Genomic DNA, 17458 nt, shown 5'->3' with positions numbered 1-17458 from the left:
CTCTTCAAATAGGACCCATCATGGACTCTGCCACGCTCAAGCTGCTTACTGACAGCATTAAATCTATCGAAAATTACCCAAAAGCAGGGATCACGTTTCGCGATATCACTAGCTTGATTGAAAACGCGGCAGCTTTTGCTAAAACGGTTGAGTTATTAGCTGAGCACTATAAAGACAAGGGCATTGATAAAGTAGTGGGCACCGAAGCGCGCGGTTTCATTTTTGGGGCGCCAGTGGCCGCCGCCATTGGCGCGGGTTTTGTACCCGCACGCAAGCCGGGCAAATTACCTCGAGCCACTGTGGTGCAAGTGTATGACTTAGAATACGGCACCGACATGCTGCAAATTCATAAAGATTCCATTTTACCGGGCGAAAAAGTGGTGGTGATTGATGACTTGCTAGCAACGGGCGGCACCCTAGAAGCCACAATCAAGTTGATCCACGAGCTAAAAGGCGATGTGGTGGGGGCTGGTGTGGTGATTGAACTGCCGGAGTTAAACGGCAAAGCCAAACTAGATGCTCAAAATGTAGAGCTATTTAGTCTTATCCAATTTGCAGGCGAGTAATTAATACCATGAGCTATCAGGTGCTGGCACGTAAATGGCGACCACACAACTTTAAACAAGTGGTGGGGCAACAACACGTGCTAACAGCACTGGTGAATGCACTTGATCAAAATCGTTTGCACCACGCTTATTTGTTTAGCGGTACTCGCGGTGTGGGTAAAACCAGTATTGCGCGTATTCTTGCAAAAAGTCTAAATTGTGAAAAAGGGGTGACATCAGAGCCTTGCGGCGTTTGTCATCATTGCCAAGATATAGATCAAGGTCGATTTGTTGATTTATTGGAAATTGACGCGGCGTCGCGCACCAAAGTCGAAGACACGCGCGAGCTACTCGACAATGTGCAATATAAGCCAGCACAAGGTCGTTATAAGGTTTACCTTATTGATGAAGTACATATGCTGTCGAAAAGCAGTTTTAATGCGCTGCTTAAAACCTTAGAAGAGCCGCCGGAATATGTTAAGTTTTTATTAGCGACCACAGATCCACAAAAGCTACCGATTACCATTTTGTCTCGCTGTTTGCAGTTTCATTTAAAAAGTTTAAGCAGTGAGGATATTAATCAGCAACTGGCCTACATTCTCGATCAAGAGCAACACAGCTACGAGCAAGGCGCGCTGCAGGCGTTAGCCAAAGCCGCTCATGGCAGCATGCGAGACGCCTTAAGTTTGACCGACCAGGCTATCGCCTTTGGTAATGGGGCAGTAAACTATCAGCCCGTATTGGCGATGCTTGGCACCTTAGATCATCAGCAAGTGACTCAATTATTGCACTTTGTTGCCGCAGGTGACGCGCAAAATACCCTCGACAAAGTGGCTGAATTAGTGACCCTTGGGCCAGATTTTGATTTAGTGCACAATGAAATAGCCGCCACCTTGCACCAAGTTGCTCTTGCTCACATGCTGCCATCGACGCTAAATGGTTTAGACAACAGTGAGAGTATTCAATTACTCAGCGAACAATTGTCGCCAGAGCAAGTGCAGCTTTATTACCAAATTGCATTAAAAGGCAAGCAAGACTTACCACTGGCACCAGAGCCCAGAGTCGGGCTTGAAATGACGTTAATGCGCATGCTTGCCTTTCATCCTGCAAAAGTCGCCACCAGCTTGCCATCTGCGCCAGCTAGCCCTGTCGCTAATGTTATGAGTGTAACTAGCTCGGCAGCTCAGCCTGCTCAAATTAGTCCTGCGACGACGAACGAGCCCGTGCTTGGAGTACCCGCTCGACCCTTGTCTGTTATAGAATCAACGCCTCAGGTTGCGGCCGAAACGGAAGTGCAAGCCGCGCAACCATCTCATGTCGTTGGTCACGACGGCGAAGCAAATAATGCTAACAAACAAGAAAAACCAAAAGCTGCGCAATCACTTAGTGATGATGCTAACCCAGCACAGCCCAAGGAAGTCATAACGGCGACGATGGCGGCGCAATCACCAGCGCAGACAACGCAACAGTCGGAATCAGCGCAACCCGCCATGCCCAGTGTCAGTAATGCCCTTGAAACCCGTAATATGCTGCGCAGCCGAAAGCTGGCGTTAGAGGCAGGTAAAAAACAGCCGGTGGTAAAAAAAGTGACCACGCCAGCTAAACCGAGTGTTGAACCTCAGCCGGTGGCCGCTGCGCCTGTCTCACAAACGCCTGTCTCGCAAACGTCTGGCTCTCAGCCAACAAGCTCAAGGCCGTCAGCACAGACGCCTGCAATCACTGCTACGCAATCGTCTGCGCCAAGCAATGATATTCCAGAGGGATTTAATGAGCTACCGCCGCTCGAGGCCTATGACAACGACTATGCGCAGTATTTCCAAACCGATGAATACGACCCCAGTTTATCTGCACCGCAACACTTAAATACAAATGACGGTTTTGACGCCTCGCCAGCGAGCGCGCCTGCTTCACAGCAACCGTTGTACCAGCCAGTAACGCAGCAACAAGCGCCAGTCACACCAGTGGCAAGTAGGCCTAGTTCACAAATTGCGCCGCTCGCTGATGTGCCATGGGACACAGGCGAAGCTCAATCGGTTGAAAGCGCGCCTGTTGAAGCGCCAGCGCCCGCAATATCGGCTAGAACCGAAGCCGAATATACCCGTGCCATGCCCGACATGGCGAGTAAGTTTTCACCGCAAAATAACGACCCTTGGTGTCTGCTGATTGAACAAATGGGCTTAGTGGGCATATTACGTCAACTCGCCATTAACAGTGTCTGTATTCAAACGCCAAATGCAGTGCAATTAATGTTACAGCCCAGCAGTCAGCATTTAGACAATGCCCGTAATTTAGGTCAGATCACGGCGGCGTTGCAAAGCGTATTGCCCAATGTAGAGCAGGTTGAAATTGTAATAGGCCAGCATGAAACCATGCAAACGCCGGTGGAAATTGAGCAAGCCATTTATCTTGCTCGATTGGCTCAAGCAAAAGTAGATATCCAACAAGATGAGGCAATTAACTTCTTTATTCAGCGTTTTGGCGCGTCAGTGGATGAAGAAAGTATAAAACCCTTATAATGCCCTTGAAATAAGTTGGGTTGCCCCAACATTTAAACCATTAACCTGAATGAGAGAAAGAATATGTTTGGTAAAGGTGGAATGTCTGGCTTGATGAAGCAAGCCCAGCAAATGCAAGACAAGATGCAAAAAGCACAAGAAGAAATTGCCAAAATGGAAGTGGTCGGTGAAGCCGGCGCAGGCATGGTTAAAGTAACCATGCTTGGTAATCATAATGTGCGCCGCATTGAAATTGATCCTAGCCTAATGGAAGACGACAAAGAGATGCTAGAAGATTTGATGGCTGCTGCGATCAATGATGCTGTGCGCCGCGTTGAAGAAAATAGCAAAGATAGAATGGCCGACGTGACTGGCGGTATGCAACTACCACCAGGTATGAAAATGCCGTTCTAATACTTTGGCTAACTAAGCCTTAGTAAAAAGCCAAGTTGCCTTGTTAAAAGCAAGCTAACTTGGCTTTTTGTACCTGAAAAGCAAATGATGGTACGGTTTTTTCACTTCTTATATTAAAACAATATCAACAATATTTTGGCCAAGTGATGCTGGGAACTCGGTGCAAAACTTGCTAAAACGGCCATTGAAACTCAGTTGTAATTTTATTTATTTCAATGGGTTGCTAATCTTTTACGCCATTAAACCTCAAAACTAAATCTAAAAAGCAATGTGTGCGCAATAGATCCTAGCCTAGTATCGGCTCGTCCTTCTCCCAGCAATTTTCAAGGAACTATTATGTCAGGAATTACCGAATTAGATGAATTACTTCGCTCCATGTCGCCTGAATTAAAGGAGCCGGAGTTTGTGTTTTGTACTGTTGCAGGCAATCTCTGTGACTATTTAGTGTTGAGCCCAGTTGCAACCTTTATTGAATCTGAGGGGCTTACTCTGGTACTAGAAAAGAGCTGCGCAGAGCGTGCTAATTTGCAATTTGAGGGGAGTTTTCGCCAAATAACCCTAACCGTACATTCAAGCTTAGAAGCGGTTGGTTTAACTGCTGCGGTCTCGGCAAAATTGGCATCTAAAGGTATTAGTGCCAATGTACTGGCGGCTTACTATCACGATCATATTTTTGTTCAATCCAGTAAAGCCGAAGCGGCATTGCTAGCATTACAAGAGTTCAATATATAAAGTGCGCCATTGCATTCAGACATTGCTATTGCAAAGAGTCGCGTCATATTACAGTCACATTTTATGGTTTGGCAGAACTAAATGAATAGTCGCGACGTATTAACAGCTCTTTTGAGCACGACTGGGCTTAATATAAAGAGGTAAATATGGCCATTTTAGAGATTCTCACCGCGCCTGATCCAAGGCTTAAAATTAAGGCCGAGAAAGTGCAGGATATTGAATCTGTACAAACATTGATTGATGATATGTTGGAAACCTTATACGCGACAGACAATGGCATCGGACTCGCTGCTACTCAAGTTGGTCGTAAAGAAGCCGTTGTCATTATCGATCTTTCAGATAGTCGCAATGAACCGTTAATTCTGATCAATCCAGAAGTGGTCAGCGGAACAGATAAAGCACTAGGGCAAGAGGGGTGTTTATCGATTCCTGACTATTATGCCGATGTCGAGCGTTTTACGTCGGTTGTGGTAACCGCTTTAGACAGAGAAGGTAAGCCAATCACAATTGAAAGCGATGACTTTCTGGCTATCGCCATGCAGCATGAGATTGACCATTTATCAGGTAATTTATTTATTGACTATCTGTCTCCCCTAAAGCGTCAAGTAGCACTGAAAAAGGTTAAGAAATACATCAAAGAAAATACAAGGGCCTAGTTAAAAGGCGATTTAAAACAAGTGTTAATGTATTTTTATTGCAATTATTAATCTAATAAGCATGTATTGATACGCTGTACACATTGCATTTTCATTGGCGGCCATAATCAATATGGCCGCCGTAATGATAAGAGGTTTACATGTCCAACTTGAAGTTAGTCCCAGAACTCTATTGTGCAGATATTGAAGTAACTAAAAAATTCTATACTGAAGTATTTGGCTTTGAAGTGAAATATGAAAGAATTGAAGAGCAATTTGTTTATTTCACCTTCGGCGGCGTAGATATTATGGCTGAAGGTATCGCTGGGGTGGGGCGGCGATGGCTTACTGGTGAAATGGAGAAACCATTTGGTCGAGGCGTCAATTTTCAATGGGATGTTGCTGATATTGATGATTTATATTCGAGGGTAAAGACCAGCGCACCCGACTCTATTTATCTTGAACTAGAGACTAAAGAATACCAATGCGCAGATCTCGTTGCCATACAGAAGCAATTTATTGTGCAAGATCCTGACGGGTATTTGTTTCGATTTTGTTGCGATAATTCAGGCGCAACAAAATAAAAATCGGTGTCATACATGAATTAATGAATGAGCCTTTAGTCAGGAGTATGAATAATCAGGGCGAGCGCATGAGTGTACAAAATACAATCAACCAAGCGAACAAAGTGGAATTTTCTTATACGAAACGCCGTGAAATCATCCCTCAGAAGCTGTTGATGGCTTAACTGCCGCATCCTTGCGGCAGATATTCGTCTAAGAAAACACCACTAAACGCTCGAAAAATATTCATGCGTTTGCCCTGTATGAACAATCCGGTGAAAATCAATTTTTTGAAGTAGCAAAAAATGGTTTAGCGCTGTATTTAGCACTTAATAATGAATTTTTCAACTATGGTCGTTTTCAATCTTTTTAAGGAGTGAAGAAATGAATCGTAAAAAAGAAATGCAGGCAAACATTGCCATTTCAATATTATTTGCCGTGGTAATGTTAGTCAGTTCATATGTAATTGCAGATAAAGATTTAACGCAAAACATTGTCATTATACTTATTGCAATTTGGTTCGTCCCATTTCTGTATTTAAGTAAAATAAGTAATCGTATAGAAAAACCACAATCGTGAAGACGTCTTTTGAGTTCCGTCCAGTTATCGAATCTCGAGTGTCTTCAGGGAGGTATAGTTTTTACGTTTCAATCAATAAGGATTAAGTATGTTCAGTCACGTAATGGTTGGTGCAAATGATATTGCTGCATCAAAGGCATTTTATGATGCTGTTATGGCAGTTTTAGGTCATCCAGAAGGTGTGTTTGACGAGAAGGGGCGTTGTTTTTATGTGACGCCCGCAGGCGTTTTTGCGATTACGTCGCCAATTAATGGCGAGGTGGCAACGTCGGGTAACGGGATGACGATTGGTTTTAAAGCAAGTAGTCCAGAATTGGTAGATGCATGGCATAAAGCGGGCGCAGCTAGCGGTGGTACGCCCTGTGAAGAGCCACCTGGTGTGAGAGGAAATGGACAGCGTAAGTTGTATTTGGCTTATTTACGCGATCCGTCAGGTAACAAGGTTTGTGCTACCCATTTCGTCTCTTAGTGTGATCGCTGCGCATGATGTAATGGCTTGTATTTATTGATATTACCGCGATGAAATAAGCCGAACATTGCTCGGCTTATTGTATTACGCCAAAACAGGCAAGGTTGTCAATTAACTCCAGCGCTGCTTTAGCCCGCTATCAATGGACAGAGTATTTTTCCGGCAAATTTCGCTTTCGGGGTTAATTAATAAATTTCGGTGCCATCAGTTTAAATTCGCCCGGATCCCAAATAAAGTTACCTTGGGTGAGTTTATCGCTGCCGTCGTGCGCTGAGCCGTAACTGCACATGATCACTCTATCGGAAATTCGTGATTTTAATTGTGTGATAAAACGGATCAAATCTGCACGGGTCATTATTTCTAAGGCACTGGCCACTTGTTCACGTTGGTCAAAACGCCAGTCTTTATTACCTATGCTAGCCCAGTAACGTTGGCTACGGCTTTTTAGGTTAGCGTCTTTTTCGGTTATTTGGCTGATTAATCCCTGTTTGCTTATTTCCCATTGCGCTTGGGTGAGCTCCATTAACACTAAAGCAAAGGTGTCAATAAACTCGTCAATACAGCGTAACAAATGTTGTGGCCCGGCGACCGGGCTTTGAATGTAAAAAATTATCCCCGGATGACGATTGAGCGGCAAGTTGCCACTGCCCACGACATAGCCAAGTTGCTTACGCGTGCGCAATTCATGAAAGAAGGTGGTTGACATTATATGGTTAGCTAAGGTGTAGCGGGCCACGTGCATCGGTGTGGTGTGCATTGATTGGTAATACACTATCATGGCGGAATCATTATGATCGCAATTTACCTCGCGCACTAAACTGCCTTTGCGGGATATATCGACTAATCTGCGCTTAGTTTCAGCCCCCGGCGTGCTGTTTGGTGCCAGCTCTTTTAATAAAAAGTCGGCTAAGGTCTCAATTTCTTGTTGTTGCCAATCGCCGTGAGCAAGCACTTCAATATGTACTTGTTTGTATAGTTGCTCAACAAATCCGGGCATTTCGTCTACCGTGACGTCACTGATCGCCTTGGCCATTAAGCTGGCGGGTGGGTTGGCAGGTTGCAGCAGTGAAGTGAGCTGACTAAACAGCTGTGAAATAGGTTTGCCTTGCTTTTGGTTTTTCCAGCTGCGGATGAGTTGGCTTTTAATGTGCTCAAATCGGTCGGAGTCAACTTTGCCGAATTTACGAGTACTGAGCACTAATTGCACTAACAAATATTGCTTTGCGGTTAGGCCACTAAAGTGCAGGGTAAAGCCACCTTGATGAGAGTAAATACGATAGCCTAATCCTGCTATTTCAGCGGGATAAGTGATTTCGGTGAGTAAGTCTAAAAATAGCTCTACCGCCAATCGTGTCATGGCAATATGACGAATACTTTTTACCGCGTGCTCTGAATCAACCGCAATGTAGAGGCTGCCTTTAGGGACATTGAAGGTATTATCCTTTTTATACCAAACCCGAAACCCAGCCTGATCCCTGAGGATGATTGGCTTTTCCGTGGAAGGGCCAGTTTGCGTGCCGTTTAACCCTAACACGATAAAGGGGTTGGGCGGGGGTAATTTGAGTAATGGGTTGATACCGATTTGTTGCCAGTGGGCAATTCGCTCAGGCTCAATTTTTTTCACCGCGTAAGGGGTAAAGTACCAAGCGGCTTCTTTATCGGTGGCCAACCCTGCTGCGCTGACTAATATGCGCATGTTGTTCGGGCAAAAGTAGTCAAGTAACTGGCGCAGTTCCGCTTCATCAAATCCGGCCATAATATAGTCGCCGTAGATCACATGCTCTGGCTGGTAGTGATGTAAATTGATGCTTAAATGAGACACCACGTCGATTGGGCGGCTGGTTTCTTGGAACTGATAGGCTTGCTCCACAATGGCTTGCTTTTCACGGTAACGCCAACTGTCGAGGCCTTGTTGTTTTATTTGCGCAATGTAGGCAAATAGTTGATTCACTATCTCATCGCGCTCTTCCAGCCCTTTATCTGTTAAGCCAAATGAAATGTTAAAATCTTTAAAATTTGAACCGCTGACTCCGCCACCAGCGCTTAAACTGTTGATTAGACCTTGTTGTTTTAGCACTGAAAACAGGCTGTCTGGATACTCATTACCTAAAATATGGCTGAGATAGGTCAAGGGCTTGGTTTTGTAATAATGATCGATGCAAGGTAGTGCAAAAGCAACAAACAGTTTCTTGTGGTCTTTCACTGGCTGTACATGGATCTCAAGCCCTAGTTCTGTTTTGGTATAGAGCGGCGTTTCAATTGTCCATTTCGGCAGTTTTTTATCGATGATGTCGCCAAAGTAGTGACGTGCCCATGATGCGAGCTCATCTAACTGATGATTAGACGAAATCACTAACGTCATCCGCGACGCACAGTACTGCTGTTGATAAAAAGCGAGTAAGTCATCTCGCGCTAAGCTCTGCTCTGTGTCTGCTAAGGTTTGGCTATTACCGACCGAAAACTTGGCAAAAGGGTGGGCGGGGTTAACGGTTTCTTTATGCACTTGGTATTGTCGACGCACGTCATCATTAAGTTTAAGTTGATACTCTGATTCAATTGCTTGACGCTCTTTGTCTACTAACTCTGAGGTAAAAAGTGGCGCGATAAAAAACTGGCTAAAACGATCTAAGGCTGCTTCAAGGTATTGTGGGTCTATATCAAAAAAGAAATTAGTAAACTCTGTGCCTGTCCACGCATTATTACTGCCACCATGCTGATTAATAAAGCGTTGATATTCGCCGCTCTGAGGGTATTTTTCAGTACCTAAGAACAACATATGCTCAAGAAAATGTGCCATGCCTTGGCGCTTGATGGGATCGTGAAAATGGCCGACATTCACTGCCATTGAGGCTGCTGCGGAGTTTGCTTTGGGATCGTGAATTAATAACACCTTAAGCTGATTCGTTAAGGTTAAGAATTGATAGTCTTTTTTGTCATTAGGACTTTTAAGCAAGGTAGTGGCTCCGATGTATTAAAAGAAAAGGCCCATTACCACAATGACCTAAAAAGAGTATAAAACCAAGGCGTTCTCATTTGTATTTATTATTATGGCGCAAAAATTCTCTCGCAAACAAATCTCATTAATTTGATGCAAGTGCTTTTACCAAAAGTGATAGCAACGTAAACTAGACAACTTACTTATATAGCTCTTTCAGGTGATGTTTTAATGCTTGTTTATATTATGCGCCATGGCCAAGCAGAAATGCTGGCAAAAACCGATGCAATGCGTCCACTTACGCAACAGGGACATGATGAGTCGGTAAAAATGGCGCGTTGGCTGGCGCCTCAGGTAAGTAAGTTAGATTATATCCTATGCAGTCCATATTTACGGGCTCAGCAGACGCTTAGTGCGATTCAACCTCACCTACCTCAGGCCTCGTCGCTCGAAGAGTTAGCTTTCTTAACTCCTTCTGGCAATACTACCGCTGTGGCTAATCATTTATTTCAGTTAGCAGAGCAAGGCATGAAGCAAGTACTTATTGTTTCTCATCTGCCTTTGGTGGGTTATTTAGTGGGTGAGCTCTGCCCTGATGAAGGCTCGCCTATTTTTGCAACCAGCGGCATCGCTTGCATTGAACTAGACGATGATCTACAAGGTCAATTACACTTCTTACATGCCCCCCATAGCTTATTTCAATTTTGATATATCCCCTTTCTACTTGAAGCTACAGCGATGTGGGCTAAGCTCGTTCACCCCAATCACATAGTTTATCTATGCGCATGAGGTTCACTCACTTGCCGCCTACCTGCAACTCCAAGTAGTTTGGGTATAGATCTTGTCACCAAGATGACAATTGTTTGATATAAAACTGTCACACAGTCTCTTTATGCTGCTCGGGTTTCTTAAAACATAAGAGCTGAGCAGGTAATGAAAGAGTTTAAAGTGTATAACCCAGTGAAAATTGCAAAATACGTGAAAAGCTACTTTAAAGGCCAAATTTTTATTCAAGGCGTGGGGCGGTTTGAATTTAACCAAGCGAAGTTACTCTTTACAGAGCAGGCGCCATTACATTATAAAAAAACCGCTTCAGAGGTTAACAAGCATATTAAAGCGCTGCGTTTAGCTACCGCTGCATAAGCGTTTATTTGGTTTTAACGGCGCGCGTACATTTCTTCTATTTCAATCAGTACTAACAGTGCGCCATTGCCGCCAAACTCTAATGGTGCTTGGTGGAATGCCACCACATCAGGGTGTTGTGCCAACCAAAGCGGCGTTTTTCGCTTTAGAACATGAGTGCCAATACCATGCATCACACAGCAAGTTTGATAGTGGCGTTTTTTACACTCTCGAATTAAGGCGGCTAACTCAGCTTTGGCTTGCTGTTGAGTGAGGCCATGTAAGTCTAAAAAAATCTCCGGCGCGTAATCACCGCGGCGCAATTTTTTCAGTTCATATTTATCTGCACTGGGACGGATATAACGTGTAGGGCCTTGCTCTTCGAGGTGGGGTTCGTACAAATCAGAAAAATAATCCTCCTCTAACTCATCACGTACTCGGTCATGTTTTATTTCTTGGCGCTGAATTTTTTCCTTGATCCTAGGTTTATCCGGTTTTATGGTATCCTGCTTTATCTTACGGGCACCGGATACAGCATCTTTAAACAGAGAAAAGTCGTCTAGATCTTCTTTGTTTGTCATCTCTGGGCCCCTGATAATTCAATTGAATGAGTGTAAAACCGGCAATACTAACCGAGTTGGAGTGAAATTTGGACAAGAATTTGCAAGCCGAAGCTGTTGCAGAACTGCAAACCATCGGCGACATGATCCGCTGGAGCGCTTCGCAATTTAGTGCGAATGGCTTATTTTATGGCCATGGCAGTGATAACGCCTGGGATGAAGCGGTGCAATTAATTTTGCCAAGTTTACATTTGCCTCTTAATATTGGCCCCGATGTGAGCCAAGCTAAACTGACAAAAAGTGAGCGTGAAGCGCTGGTGGCTTTAGTGGTAAAGCGTATTGTTAAACGCATTCCAACCGCCTATCTGATTAACCGCGCTTGGTTTGCAGGGCTAGAATTTTACGTTGATGAACGGGTATTAGTGCCGCGTTCACCGTTCGCTGAGTTAATTTTACAAGGTTTTACCCCTTGGGTGTCAGAGCAGCCTACGCGAGTATTAGATTTATGTACCGGTAGTGCGTGCATTGCGATCGCTTGTGCTCATGCTTTTCCTGAGGCCGAAGTGGATGCGGTAGATATTTCCATTGACGCCCTTGATGTGGCGCAAATCAATATTTGCGATCACGGTTTAGAGCAACAAGTTTTCCCGATGCAGTCAGATTTATTTGATGAGTTGAAAGGCCACAAGTACGACTTGATCGTATCTAATCCACCTTATGTGGACCAAGAAGACATGGACAGTTTACCCGATGAGTTTCACCATGAGCCTGAACTAGGCTTAGCGGCAGGCTTTGACGGATTAGATTTAGTGCGCCGTATGCTGGCGCAAGCAGCAGATATGCTAACTGAAAATGGCGTATTATTTGTAGAAGTCGGGAATTCACAAATCCACCTCGAACAAGCATACCCAGATGTGCCGTTTACTTGGCTTGAATTTGAGCAAGGTGGCCACGGGGTGTTTATGTTGACACAAGCACAATTAAAGCAGCATCAACAGGTGTTTTCCGTTTAATTTTTAGGAAGTAAAGGCATGGCAGGGAACAGTTTCGGACAGTTATTTAGAATTTCTACTTTTGGTGAAAGCCATGGTGTGGCTTTGGGTTGTGTCGTTGATGGCGTACCACCGGGCTTAGCAATCTCAGAAGCCGATTTACAGGCAGATTTAGACCGACGTAAGCCGGGTACATCGCGTTACACCACGCAGCGCCGTGAGCCAGACCAAGTGCGCATTTTATCGGGTGTATTTGAAGGTAAAACCACGGGTTGTAGCATAGGCTTATTGATTGAAAATACCGACCAACGTTCGCAAGATTACTCGGCTATTTCAGGACTATTTCGTCCCGGTCACGCTGATTACACTTACCATCAGAAATTTGGTCATCGCGATTATCGCGGCGGCGGTCGTTCCAGTGCGCGTGAAACCGCAATGCGGGTGGCGGCTGGCTCAATCGCGAAAAAATACCTATTTGAAAAGCATGGCATTACCGTGCGTGCCTATATGAGCCAAATGGCTGATATTAAAGCCGAGACCATTGATTGGGACCAAATTGAGCAAAACCCGTTCTTTTTCCCTGATGCCAGTAAGTTAGAGCAGCTTGACCAATACATGCGCGACTTGAAAAAAGAGGGCGATTCAATTGGCGCTAAGATCACTGTGGTTGCACAAAAAGTGCCTGTAGGATTAGGTGAACCGGTATTTGATCGCCTTGATGCCGACTTGGCCCATGCGCTAATGAGCATCAATGCCGTGAAGGGTGTTGAAATTGGTGATGGCTTTGACGTGGTCAATCAAAAAGGCACCCAGCACCGCGATGAATTAACCCCAGAAGGTTTCACATCAAATCACTCTGGTGGTGTGTTAGGCGGCATTTCAACGGGTCAGGACATTGTTGCGCACATTGCCCTTAAGCCGACGTCCAGTATCACTATTCCGGGTAAAACTATTACGGTGGATGGTGAGCCGACGGAAATGATTACCAAGGGACGTCACGATCCTTGTGTGGGCATTCGCGCTGTGCCGATTGCTGAAGCCATGATGGCCATTACCTTAATGGATCATTACCTGCGCCACCGTGCACAAAATAACGATGTAGTGACGCAAACCCCTAAAATATAGGGTTATAGCTTTACTAGTTGAAACGAAATGCTGCTTTTTAACGAAAGCAGCATTTTTTGTTTTTAAGCAATTTAAAACTGTGAGATAGACAGGATTTTTAAGCGTATTTTGGTATAATCGGCTCACTATTATTATGCGTGTATTACAGGGACCTGTGAGCAAATGATCCCCATTTTAAGTCATCAAGAAAACATTGATTCAAACGCCTTATCTTTTTTAGATGCATTAGCCGCAACAGCTTTTGCTGGTGATATTGAAAAGTCTTATGCCAGTCGTTTAGCGGTTGCCACCGATAACTCTGTGTATCAAAGTTTGCCACAGGCCGTGGTATTGCCAAAGCACCAGCAAGATCTGGTTATTTTAACGCAATTGGCCAGTCAGCCTGAATATCAGCAAGTACGTTTTTCACCTCGTGGCGGTGGCACCGGCACCAATGGCCAATCACTGACTCAAGACATTGTGGTGGACTTATCTCGTCACATGAACAAGGTGTTAGAAGTCAATGTGGCTGAGGGTTGGGTACGTGTTCAGTCGGGAGTGATTAAAGATCAGCTCAACGACGCATTGCGCCCACATGGCTTCTTTTTCTCGCCAGACTTATCAACCAGTAATCGCGCCACTATTGGCGGTATGATCAATACCGATGCGTCGGGTCAAGGCTCGCTGAAATACGGTAAAACCAGTGATCATGTATTGGCGCTTACCTCGGTATTAGTCGATGGCACGGTATTAGATTCAGCCCCTGTGAGTAACGAGCAAGCCAAGCAATTGGCTGAGCTGCAGGGCAGCGTGGGTAAAATATACCGCCAAGTGCTCAGTACTTGTGAAACCATGCAGCAAGAAATTGAACAACGTTTTCCTAAGCTGAACCGCTTTTTAACCGGTTACGACTTAAAGCACGTTTATGACGCTGAAACGGGCGCGGTGGATTTAAGCCGAATTTTATGTGGCTCTGAAGGATCATTGGCTTTTATTACCGAAGCCAAACTGAATATTACGCCCATCCCTAAATATCGTGCTCTTATCAACGTAAAGTACAACAGCTTTGAGTCAGCATTGCGTAACGCGCCATTTTTGGTCAAAGCCAACGCCTTGAGCGTTGAAACCGTTGACTCTAAGGTATTGAATTTAGCCAAGCAAGACATTGTTTGGCACAGCGTATCTGATTTGATTCAAGACGTGCCTGATAAAGAAATGGACGGCTTGAACATGGTGGAGTACGCCGAGCATGATAAAGATAAGCAAGCTGAAAAAATCGCTGCTCTTTGCCAATTACTCGATAGCAAAATAGCGAATGAGGAAGATGGTATTATTGGTTACCAAGTATGCGATGATTTAGCGGGTTTAAATCGTATTTATGGTATGCGTAAAAAAGCAGTAGGTTTATTAGGCGCTGCTAAAGGCCGTGCTAAGCCGGTTGCGTTTGCCGAAGACACTTGTGTGCCACCAGAAAACCTTGCAGATTTTATTATGGAGTTTCGCGCCCTACTTGACGGAAAAGGCTTAAACTACGGCATGTTCGGCCATGTTGATGCTGGTGTATTGCACGTGCGTCCTGCGCTGGATATGTGCGATCCGCTACAAGAAATATTAATGCGCGATGTTTCCGATAAAGTGGTGGCGCTGACTGCGAAATACAAAGGCTTAATGTGGGGCGAGCACGGTAAGGGGTTTCGCTCGGAATACGGTCCGGCGTTTTTTGGTAATACCTTATTCAATGAGCTGCGTAAGATTAAGTCGGCCTTTGATCCCGATAACCGCGTTAACCCCGGTAAAATTTGTACCCCTTATGAGTCGGATGAGACGCTGGTTAGCGTAGATGCCGTTAAACGCGGTTTTTACGATCGCCAAATTCCAGTGCAAGTACGTGATAGCTTTACTGAAGTAGTAGACTGTAACGGTAACGGTCTTTGTTTTAACTACGATGCCTCATCACCTATGTGTCCATCGAGTAAAATTACGCAAGACCGTCGTCATTCGCCAAAAGGCCGTGCTGGCTTAATGCGCGAATGGTTACGTCAGCTAGTGAATAACAATGTGGATATTATCCAACTTGAGAAAGAGTTACTTGCGGGCAAAAACGATGTCAGTTTGGTGAAGCGTTTTGCAAACACTTGGTCAAAAAAGCGCGGTCAATACGATTTCTCTGGCGAAGTGATGGAAGCGATGGAAGGCTGCTTGGCCTGTAAAGCCTGCTCGAGCCAATGTCCGATTAAAGTGGATGTGCCAACGTTTAGATCGCGTTTTATGTTTTTATATTACAGTCGCTATCAACGCTCATTAAAAGACTATTTGGTGGGCTACTCGGAGCTTTACACGCCTTTGATGGCAAAAGCGCCGGGCTTGTTTAATGTGTTCTTAAAGCAAGATTGGGTACAAAACATAGCCACTAAGACCACGGGAATGGTGGACATTCCGGTATTAAGTCAGCCGACACTCGCCCGTTCGCTATCTGGCCATAGTGCCATGGCATTTAATATGGACAAGTTAGCGGCGTTGTCGACGGCAGAGCGCGATAAAACGGTGTTGATTGTACAAGACCCGTTTACCAGTTATTACGATGCTGATGTAGTGCGTGACTTGGTGTTATTGGCCGAAAAGCTGGGCTTTAATCCGGTGATTTTACCGTTTAAACCTAATGGCAAGCCACAACATATAAAAGGTTTCTTACGCGACTTTGCCAAAACGGCAAAAACAGCCGCAGAATTCTTAAATCAAATAGCACAACTTAACATCCCTATGATAGGCACCGACCCTGCATTGGTGCTCTGTTATCGCGATGAATACAACAAAGCTTTAGGTGATGAACGCGGTAACTTCAAGGTAGAGTTATTCCAAGAATGGTTAACGCCTAGATTAGGTGATATCAAACCGATGACGAAAAATAAGATGTCATACTACTTATTTGGTCATTGTACTGAAAAGACCAACTTACCTAATTCAACCAGTGATTGGCAAAAGGTTTTCAAAGCATTTGGCGCAGAACTAAAAGAAGTCAGTGTTGGTTGTTGTGGCATGGCGGGCACTTATGGTCATGATGCTAAGCAGTACGAGAATTCAAAGGGCATTTATAGCTTAAGTTGGCAGCAAGAGTTGGCGAAACACGAGCATAGCCAATGTTTGGCAACGGGCTATTCATGCCGCAGTCAAGTTAAACGATTTGAAGGTGAGAAGTTGAAGCACCCAGTGCAAGCGCTATTGTCTTTGATTTAATTTTTTCTTGAAAACAGTCAATTGAGGCGGCAGTAAAACTGGGTTTTACTGCCGTTTTTGCAGGAGTGTCATATGGCTAAAATTTGGCAAAAACCGACTGATTTAGCAAGGCTAAATGCATTAAGTGAGCATACCCTAGTATCGCATTTGCAGATCCAATATACCGAGTTGGGGGATGACTACCTCGTCGCGACCATGCCTGTTACCAGTTTTACTCACCAACCTTTTGGCTTATTACATGGCGGGGCATCGGTGGTGTTGGCCGAAACTCTTGGCAGCGTTGCTGGGAATTTAGCTGCGCCAACCGGTAGAGTGTGCGTCGGTCAAGAAATTAATGCTAACCATTTACGCAGTGTGCGTTCAGGCTTTGTAGTTGGCCAAGCGACTGCGGTTTATATTGGTGGCCGCAGTCAGGTTTGGAATATCAATATCAGTGATGACAAATCAAGGCTAATTTGTTGCTCTCGACTTACCTTGGCAGTTCTCGCGGAGCCGAAAGCGTAATATTTAGCTTTTTATTTTGCTATCGCTCAATGTTGCATAGCGGCATATTCACGTTTGAGATCTTGTCGCCAAATGTCACCGAGAATGCGAGCATGCATACTTTTTGGTGAAAAACGGTAGTAGGCCAATAAACACTCGTAAACTTGTTTGAACGCTTCATCAAAGCCATTACGTTCAATGCTGCGAGAGCAAGTAGTGGCTTTTTCATTTTTAGGATTGACGATAAAGCCTATACGCCAACCATTTTTGTGATCGGGTGCTTTTACTTTAATGTGTTTAAAGTGGCCGTCTTCGTAGAAATGTTTGATAAAACTTTCTTGATGAAGCTCTCCTTGCTCATCACGCCATTGCTCATCGAGCTTTTTGGCTTCATGCTTTTTAAGGGCTATTTCTTCTCGGCTCAAGCCATCAATGTTAATAAAGCGCTGCTTTTGCACCTTATTTACTTTACGACGGACGTGGATGTAACTTCTGCCTTCTAATTCTCTAAGAACAATGGACATAGGACTCTTTATCTTTACGAAATAGGGTTACCAAAAATTTAACGCGCTTTTAATGGGTAACGTGTTGGTCCA

17 protein-coding genes are annotated in these 17458 nt (G+C 44.6%); 14 read left to right on the top strand and 3 right to left on the bottom strand.

The window, feature by feature from the left end:
• Positions 1-20: 20 nt before the first annotated feature.
• The 8 genes from apt (at position 21) to Q4519_RS09175 (ending at position 6432) form a co-directional block, all read left to right on the top strand.
• Positions 21-566, top strand: coding sequence for an adenine phosphoribosyltransferase (gene apt, locus Q4519_RS09210; RefSeq protein ID WP_303511739.1), 546 nt, complete (start codon positions 21-23; stop codon positions 564-566).
• An 8-nt stretch (positions 567-574) separates the two neighbouring features.
• Positions 575-3061 (top strand): DNA polymerase III subunit gamma/tau, encoded by a 2487-nt coding sequence (gene dnaX, locus Q4519_RS09205; RefSeq protein WP_303511737.1) that lies wholly within the window; start codon positions 575-577, stop codon positions 3059-3061.
• Positions 3062-3124: 63 nt separating this feature from the next.
• Complete coding sequence (locus Q4519_RS09200) at positions 3125-3454, top strand: YbaB/EbfC family nucleoid-associated protein (protein WP_232800525.1); 330 nt, start codon at positions 3125-3127, stop codon at positions 3452-3454.
• Between the two features lie 336 nt (positions 3455-3790).
• Positions 3791-4186, top strand: a complete 396-nt coding sequence (locus Q4519_RS09195) for an ACT domain-containing protein (protein WP_303511735.1) — start codon at positions 3791-3793, stop codon at positions 4184-4186.
• Between the two features lie 146 nt (positions 4187-4332).
• Positions 4333-4842 (top strand): peptide deformylase, encoded by a 510-nt coding sequence (gene def, locus Q4519_RS09190; RefSeq protein WP_232800527.1) that lies wholly within the window; start codon positions 4333-4335, stop codon positions 4840-4842.
• 140 nt (positions 4843-4982) lie between these two features.
• Entirely contained in the window at positions 4983-5405 is a 423-nt protein-coding gene (locus tag Q4519_RS09185) for a VOC family protein (protein ID WP_303511733.1), read from the top strand.
• A 363-nt stretch (positions 5406-5768) separates the two neighbouring features.
• Entirely contained in the window at positions 5769-5963 is a 195-nt protein-coding gene (locus tag Q4519_RS09180) for a hypothetical protein (protein WP_303511732.1), read from the top strand.
• An 88-nt stretch (positions 5964-6051) separates the two neighbouring features.
• Entirely contained in the window at positions 6052-6432 is a 381-nt protein-coding gene (locus Q4519_RS09175) for a VOC family protein (protein ID WP_232800530.1), read from the top strand.
• Between the two features lie 181 nt (positions 6433-6613).
• Here Q4519_RS09175 and Q4519_RS09170 read toward each other — a convergent pair whose 3' ends face one another.
• On the bottom strand, positions 6614-9385 hold the full coding sequence (locus tag Q4519_RS09170; protein ID WP_303511730.1) for an insulinase family protein: 2772 nt from the start codon (positions 9383-9385) through the stop codon (positions 6614-6616).
• A gap of 213 nt (positions 9386-9598) precedes the next feature.
• Here Q4519_RS09170 and sixA point away from each other — a divergent pair, with 213 nt between their 5' ends.
• Positions 9599-10075: a phosphohistidine phosphatase SixA gene (gene sixA / locus Q4519_RS09165; protein ID WP_232800532.1), complete on the top strand. Its 477-nt coding sequence runs from the start codon at positions 9599-9601 to the stop codon at positions 10073-10075.
• A gap of 225 nt (positions 10076-10300) precedes the next feature.
• Positions 10301-10510 carry a DUF1107 family protein gene (locus tag Q4519_RS09160; protein ID WP_232800533.1) on the top strand — a complete coding sequence of 70 codons (210 nt, stop codon included), beginning with the start codon at positions 10301-10303 and terminating at the stop codon, positions 10508-10510.
• Positions 10511-10524: 14 nt separating this feature from the next.
• Here the strand turns inward: Q4519_RS09160 and smrB are convergent, their stop codons facing one another.
• Positions 10525-11070 carry an endonuclease SmrB gene (gene smrB / locus Q4519_RS09155; RefSeq protein WP_303511727.1) on the bottom strand — a complete coding sequence of 182 codons (546 nt, stop codon included), beginning with the start codon at positions 11068-11070 and terminating at the stop codon, positions 10525-10527.
• Between the two features lie 68 nt (positions 11071-11138).
• Between smrB and prmB the strand changes: the two genes are divergently transcribed.
• From prmB to Q4519_RS09135, 4 genes are all read left to right on the top strand, one after another.
• A complete protein-coding gene (gene prmB / locus Q4519_RS09150; RefSeq protein ID WP_282561091.1) occupies positions 11139-12062 on the top strand; it encodes a 50S ribosomal protein L3 N(5)-glutamine methyltransferase in 924 nt (307 codons plus the stop codon).
• Positions 12063-12080: 18 nt separating this feature from the next.
• On the top strand, positions 12081-13166 hold the full coding sequence (gene aroC / locus Q4519_RS09145) for a chorismate synthase (RefSeq protein WP_232800535.1): 1086 nt from the start codon (positions 12081-12083) through the stop codon (positions 13164-13166).
• 162 nt (positions 13167-13328) lie between these two features.
• The gene (locus tag Q4519_RS09140) at positions 13329-16379 is read left to right on the top strand and encodes an FAD-binding and (Fe-S)-binding domain-containing protein (RefSeq protein ID WP_303511725.1); all 3051 of its coding nucleotides are present in this window, start codon (positions 13329-13331) and stop codon (positions 16377-16379) included.
• A gap of 72 nt (positions 16380-16451) precedes the next feature.
• The gene (locus tag Q4519_RS09135; RefSeq protein ID WP_232800537.1) at positions 16452-16883 is read left to right on the top strand and encodes a hotdog fold thioesterase; all 432 of its coding nucleotides are present in this window, start codon (positions 16452-16454) and stop codon (positions 16881-16883) included.
• A gap of 26 nt (positions 16884-16909) precedes the next feature.
• Here the strand turns inward: Q4519_RS09135 and Q4519_RS09130 are convergent, their stop codons facing one another.
• The gene (locus Q4519_RS09130) at positions 16910-17386 is read right to left on the bottom strand and encodes a hypothetical protein (RefSeq protein ID WP_232800538.1); all 477 of its coding nucleotides are present in this window, start codon (positions 17384-17386) and stop codon (positions 16910-16912) included.
• Between the last annotated feature and the right edge of the window lie 72 nt (positions 17387-17458).

It is taken from the genome of Motilimonas sp. 1_MG-2023, from assembly GCF_030547455.1.
Lineage (GTDB): Bacteria > Pseudomonadota > Gammaproteobacteria > Enterobacterales > CBDFNC01 > Motilimonas.
The sequence above is the reverse complement of the archived record's forward strand: the minus strand, read 5'-3'. Positions and strand labels throughout refer to the sequence as shown.

Excerpts from the sequence above, each read along its gene's own strand:
- apt (WP_303511739.1), top strand. The coding sequence starts at position 21 with ATGGACTCTGCCACGCTCAAGCTGCTTACTGACAGCATTAAATCTATC.
- dnaX (WP_303511737.1), top strand. The coding sequence starts at position 575 with ATGAGCTATCAGGTGCTGGCACGTAAATGGCGACCACACAACTTTAAA.
- Q4519_RS09200 (WP_232800525.1), top strand. The coding sequence starts at position 3,125 with ATGTTTGGTAAAGGTGGAATGTCTGGCTTGATGAAGCAAGCCCAGCAA.
- Q4519_RS09195 (WP_303511735.1), top strand. The coding sequence starts at position 3,791 with ATGTCAGGAATTACCGAATTAGATGAATTACTTCGCTCCATGTCGCCT.
- def (WP_232800527.1), top strand. The coding sequence starts at position 4,333 with ATGGCCATTTTAGAGATTCTCACCGCGCCTGATCCAAGGCTTAAAATT.
- Q4519_RS09185 (WP_303511733.1), top strand. The coding sequence starts at position 4,983 with ATGTCCAACTTGAAGTTAGTCCCAGAACTCTATTGTGCAGATATTGAA.
- Q4519_RS09180 (WP_303511732.1), top strand. The coding sequence starts at position 5,769 with ATGAATCGTAAAAAAGAAATGCAGGCAAACATTGCCATTTCAATATTA.
- Q4519_RS09175 (WP_232800530.1), top strand. The coding sequence starts at position 6,052 with ATGTTCAGTCACGTAATGGTTGGTGCAAATGATATTGCTGCATCAAAG.
- sixA (WP_232800532.1), top strand. The coding sequence starts at position 9,599 with ATGCTTGTTTATATTATGCGCCATGGCCAAGCAGAAATGCTGGCAAAA.
- Q4519_RS09160 (WP_232800533.1), top strand. The coding sequence starts at position 10,301 with ATGAAAGAGTTTAAAGTGTATAACCCAGTGAAAATTGCAAAATACGTG.
- smrB (WP_303511727.1), bottom strand. The coding sequence starts at position 11,070 with ATGACAAACAAAGAAGATCTAGACGACTTTTCTCTGTTTAAAGATGCT.
- aroC (WP_232800535.1), top strand. The coding sequence starts at position 12,081 with ATGGCAGGGAACAGTTTCGGACAGTTATTTAGAATTTCTACTTTTGGT.
- Q4519_RS09140 (WP_303511725.1), top strand. The coding sequence starts at position 13,329 with ATGATCCCCATTTTAAGTCATCAAGAAAACATTGATTCAAACGCCTTA.
- Q4519_RS09135 (WP_232800537.1), top strand. The coding sequence starts at position 16,452 with ATGGCTAAAATTTGGCAAAAACCGACTGATTTAGCAAGGCTAAATGCA.
- Q4519_RS09130 (WP_232800538.1), bottom strand. The coding sequence starts at position 17,386 with ATGTCCATTGTTCTTAGAGAATTAGAAGGCAGAAGTTACATCCACGTC.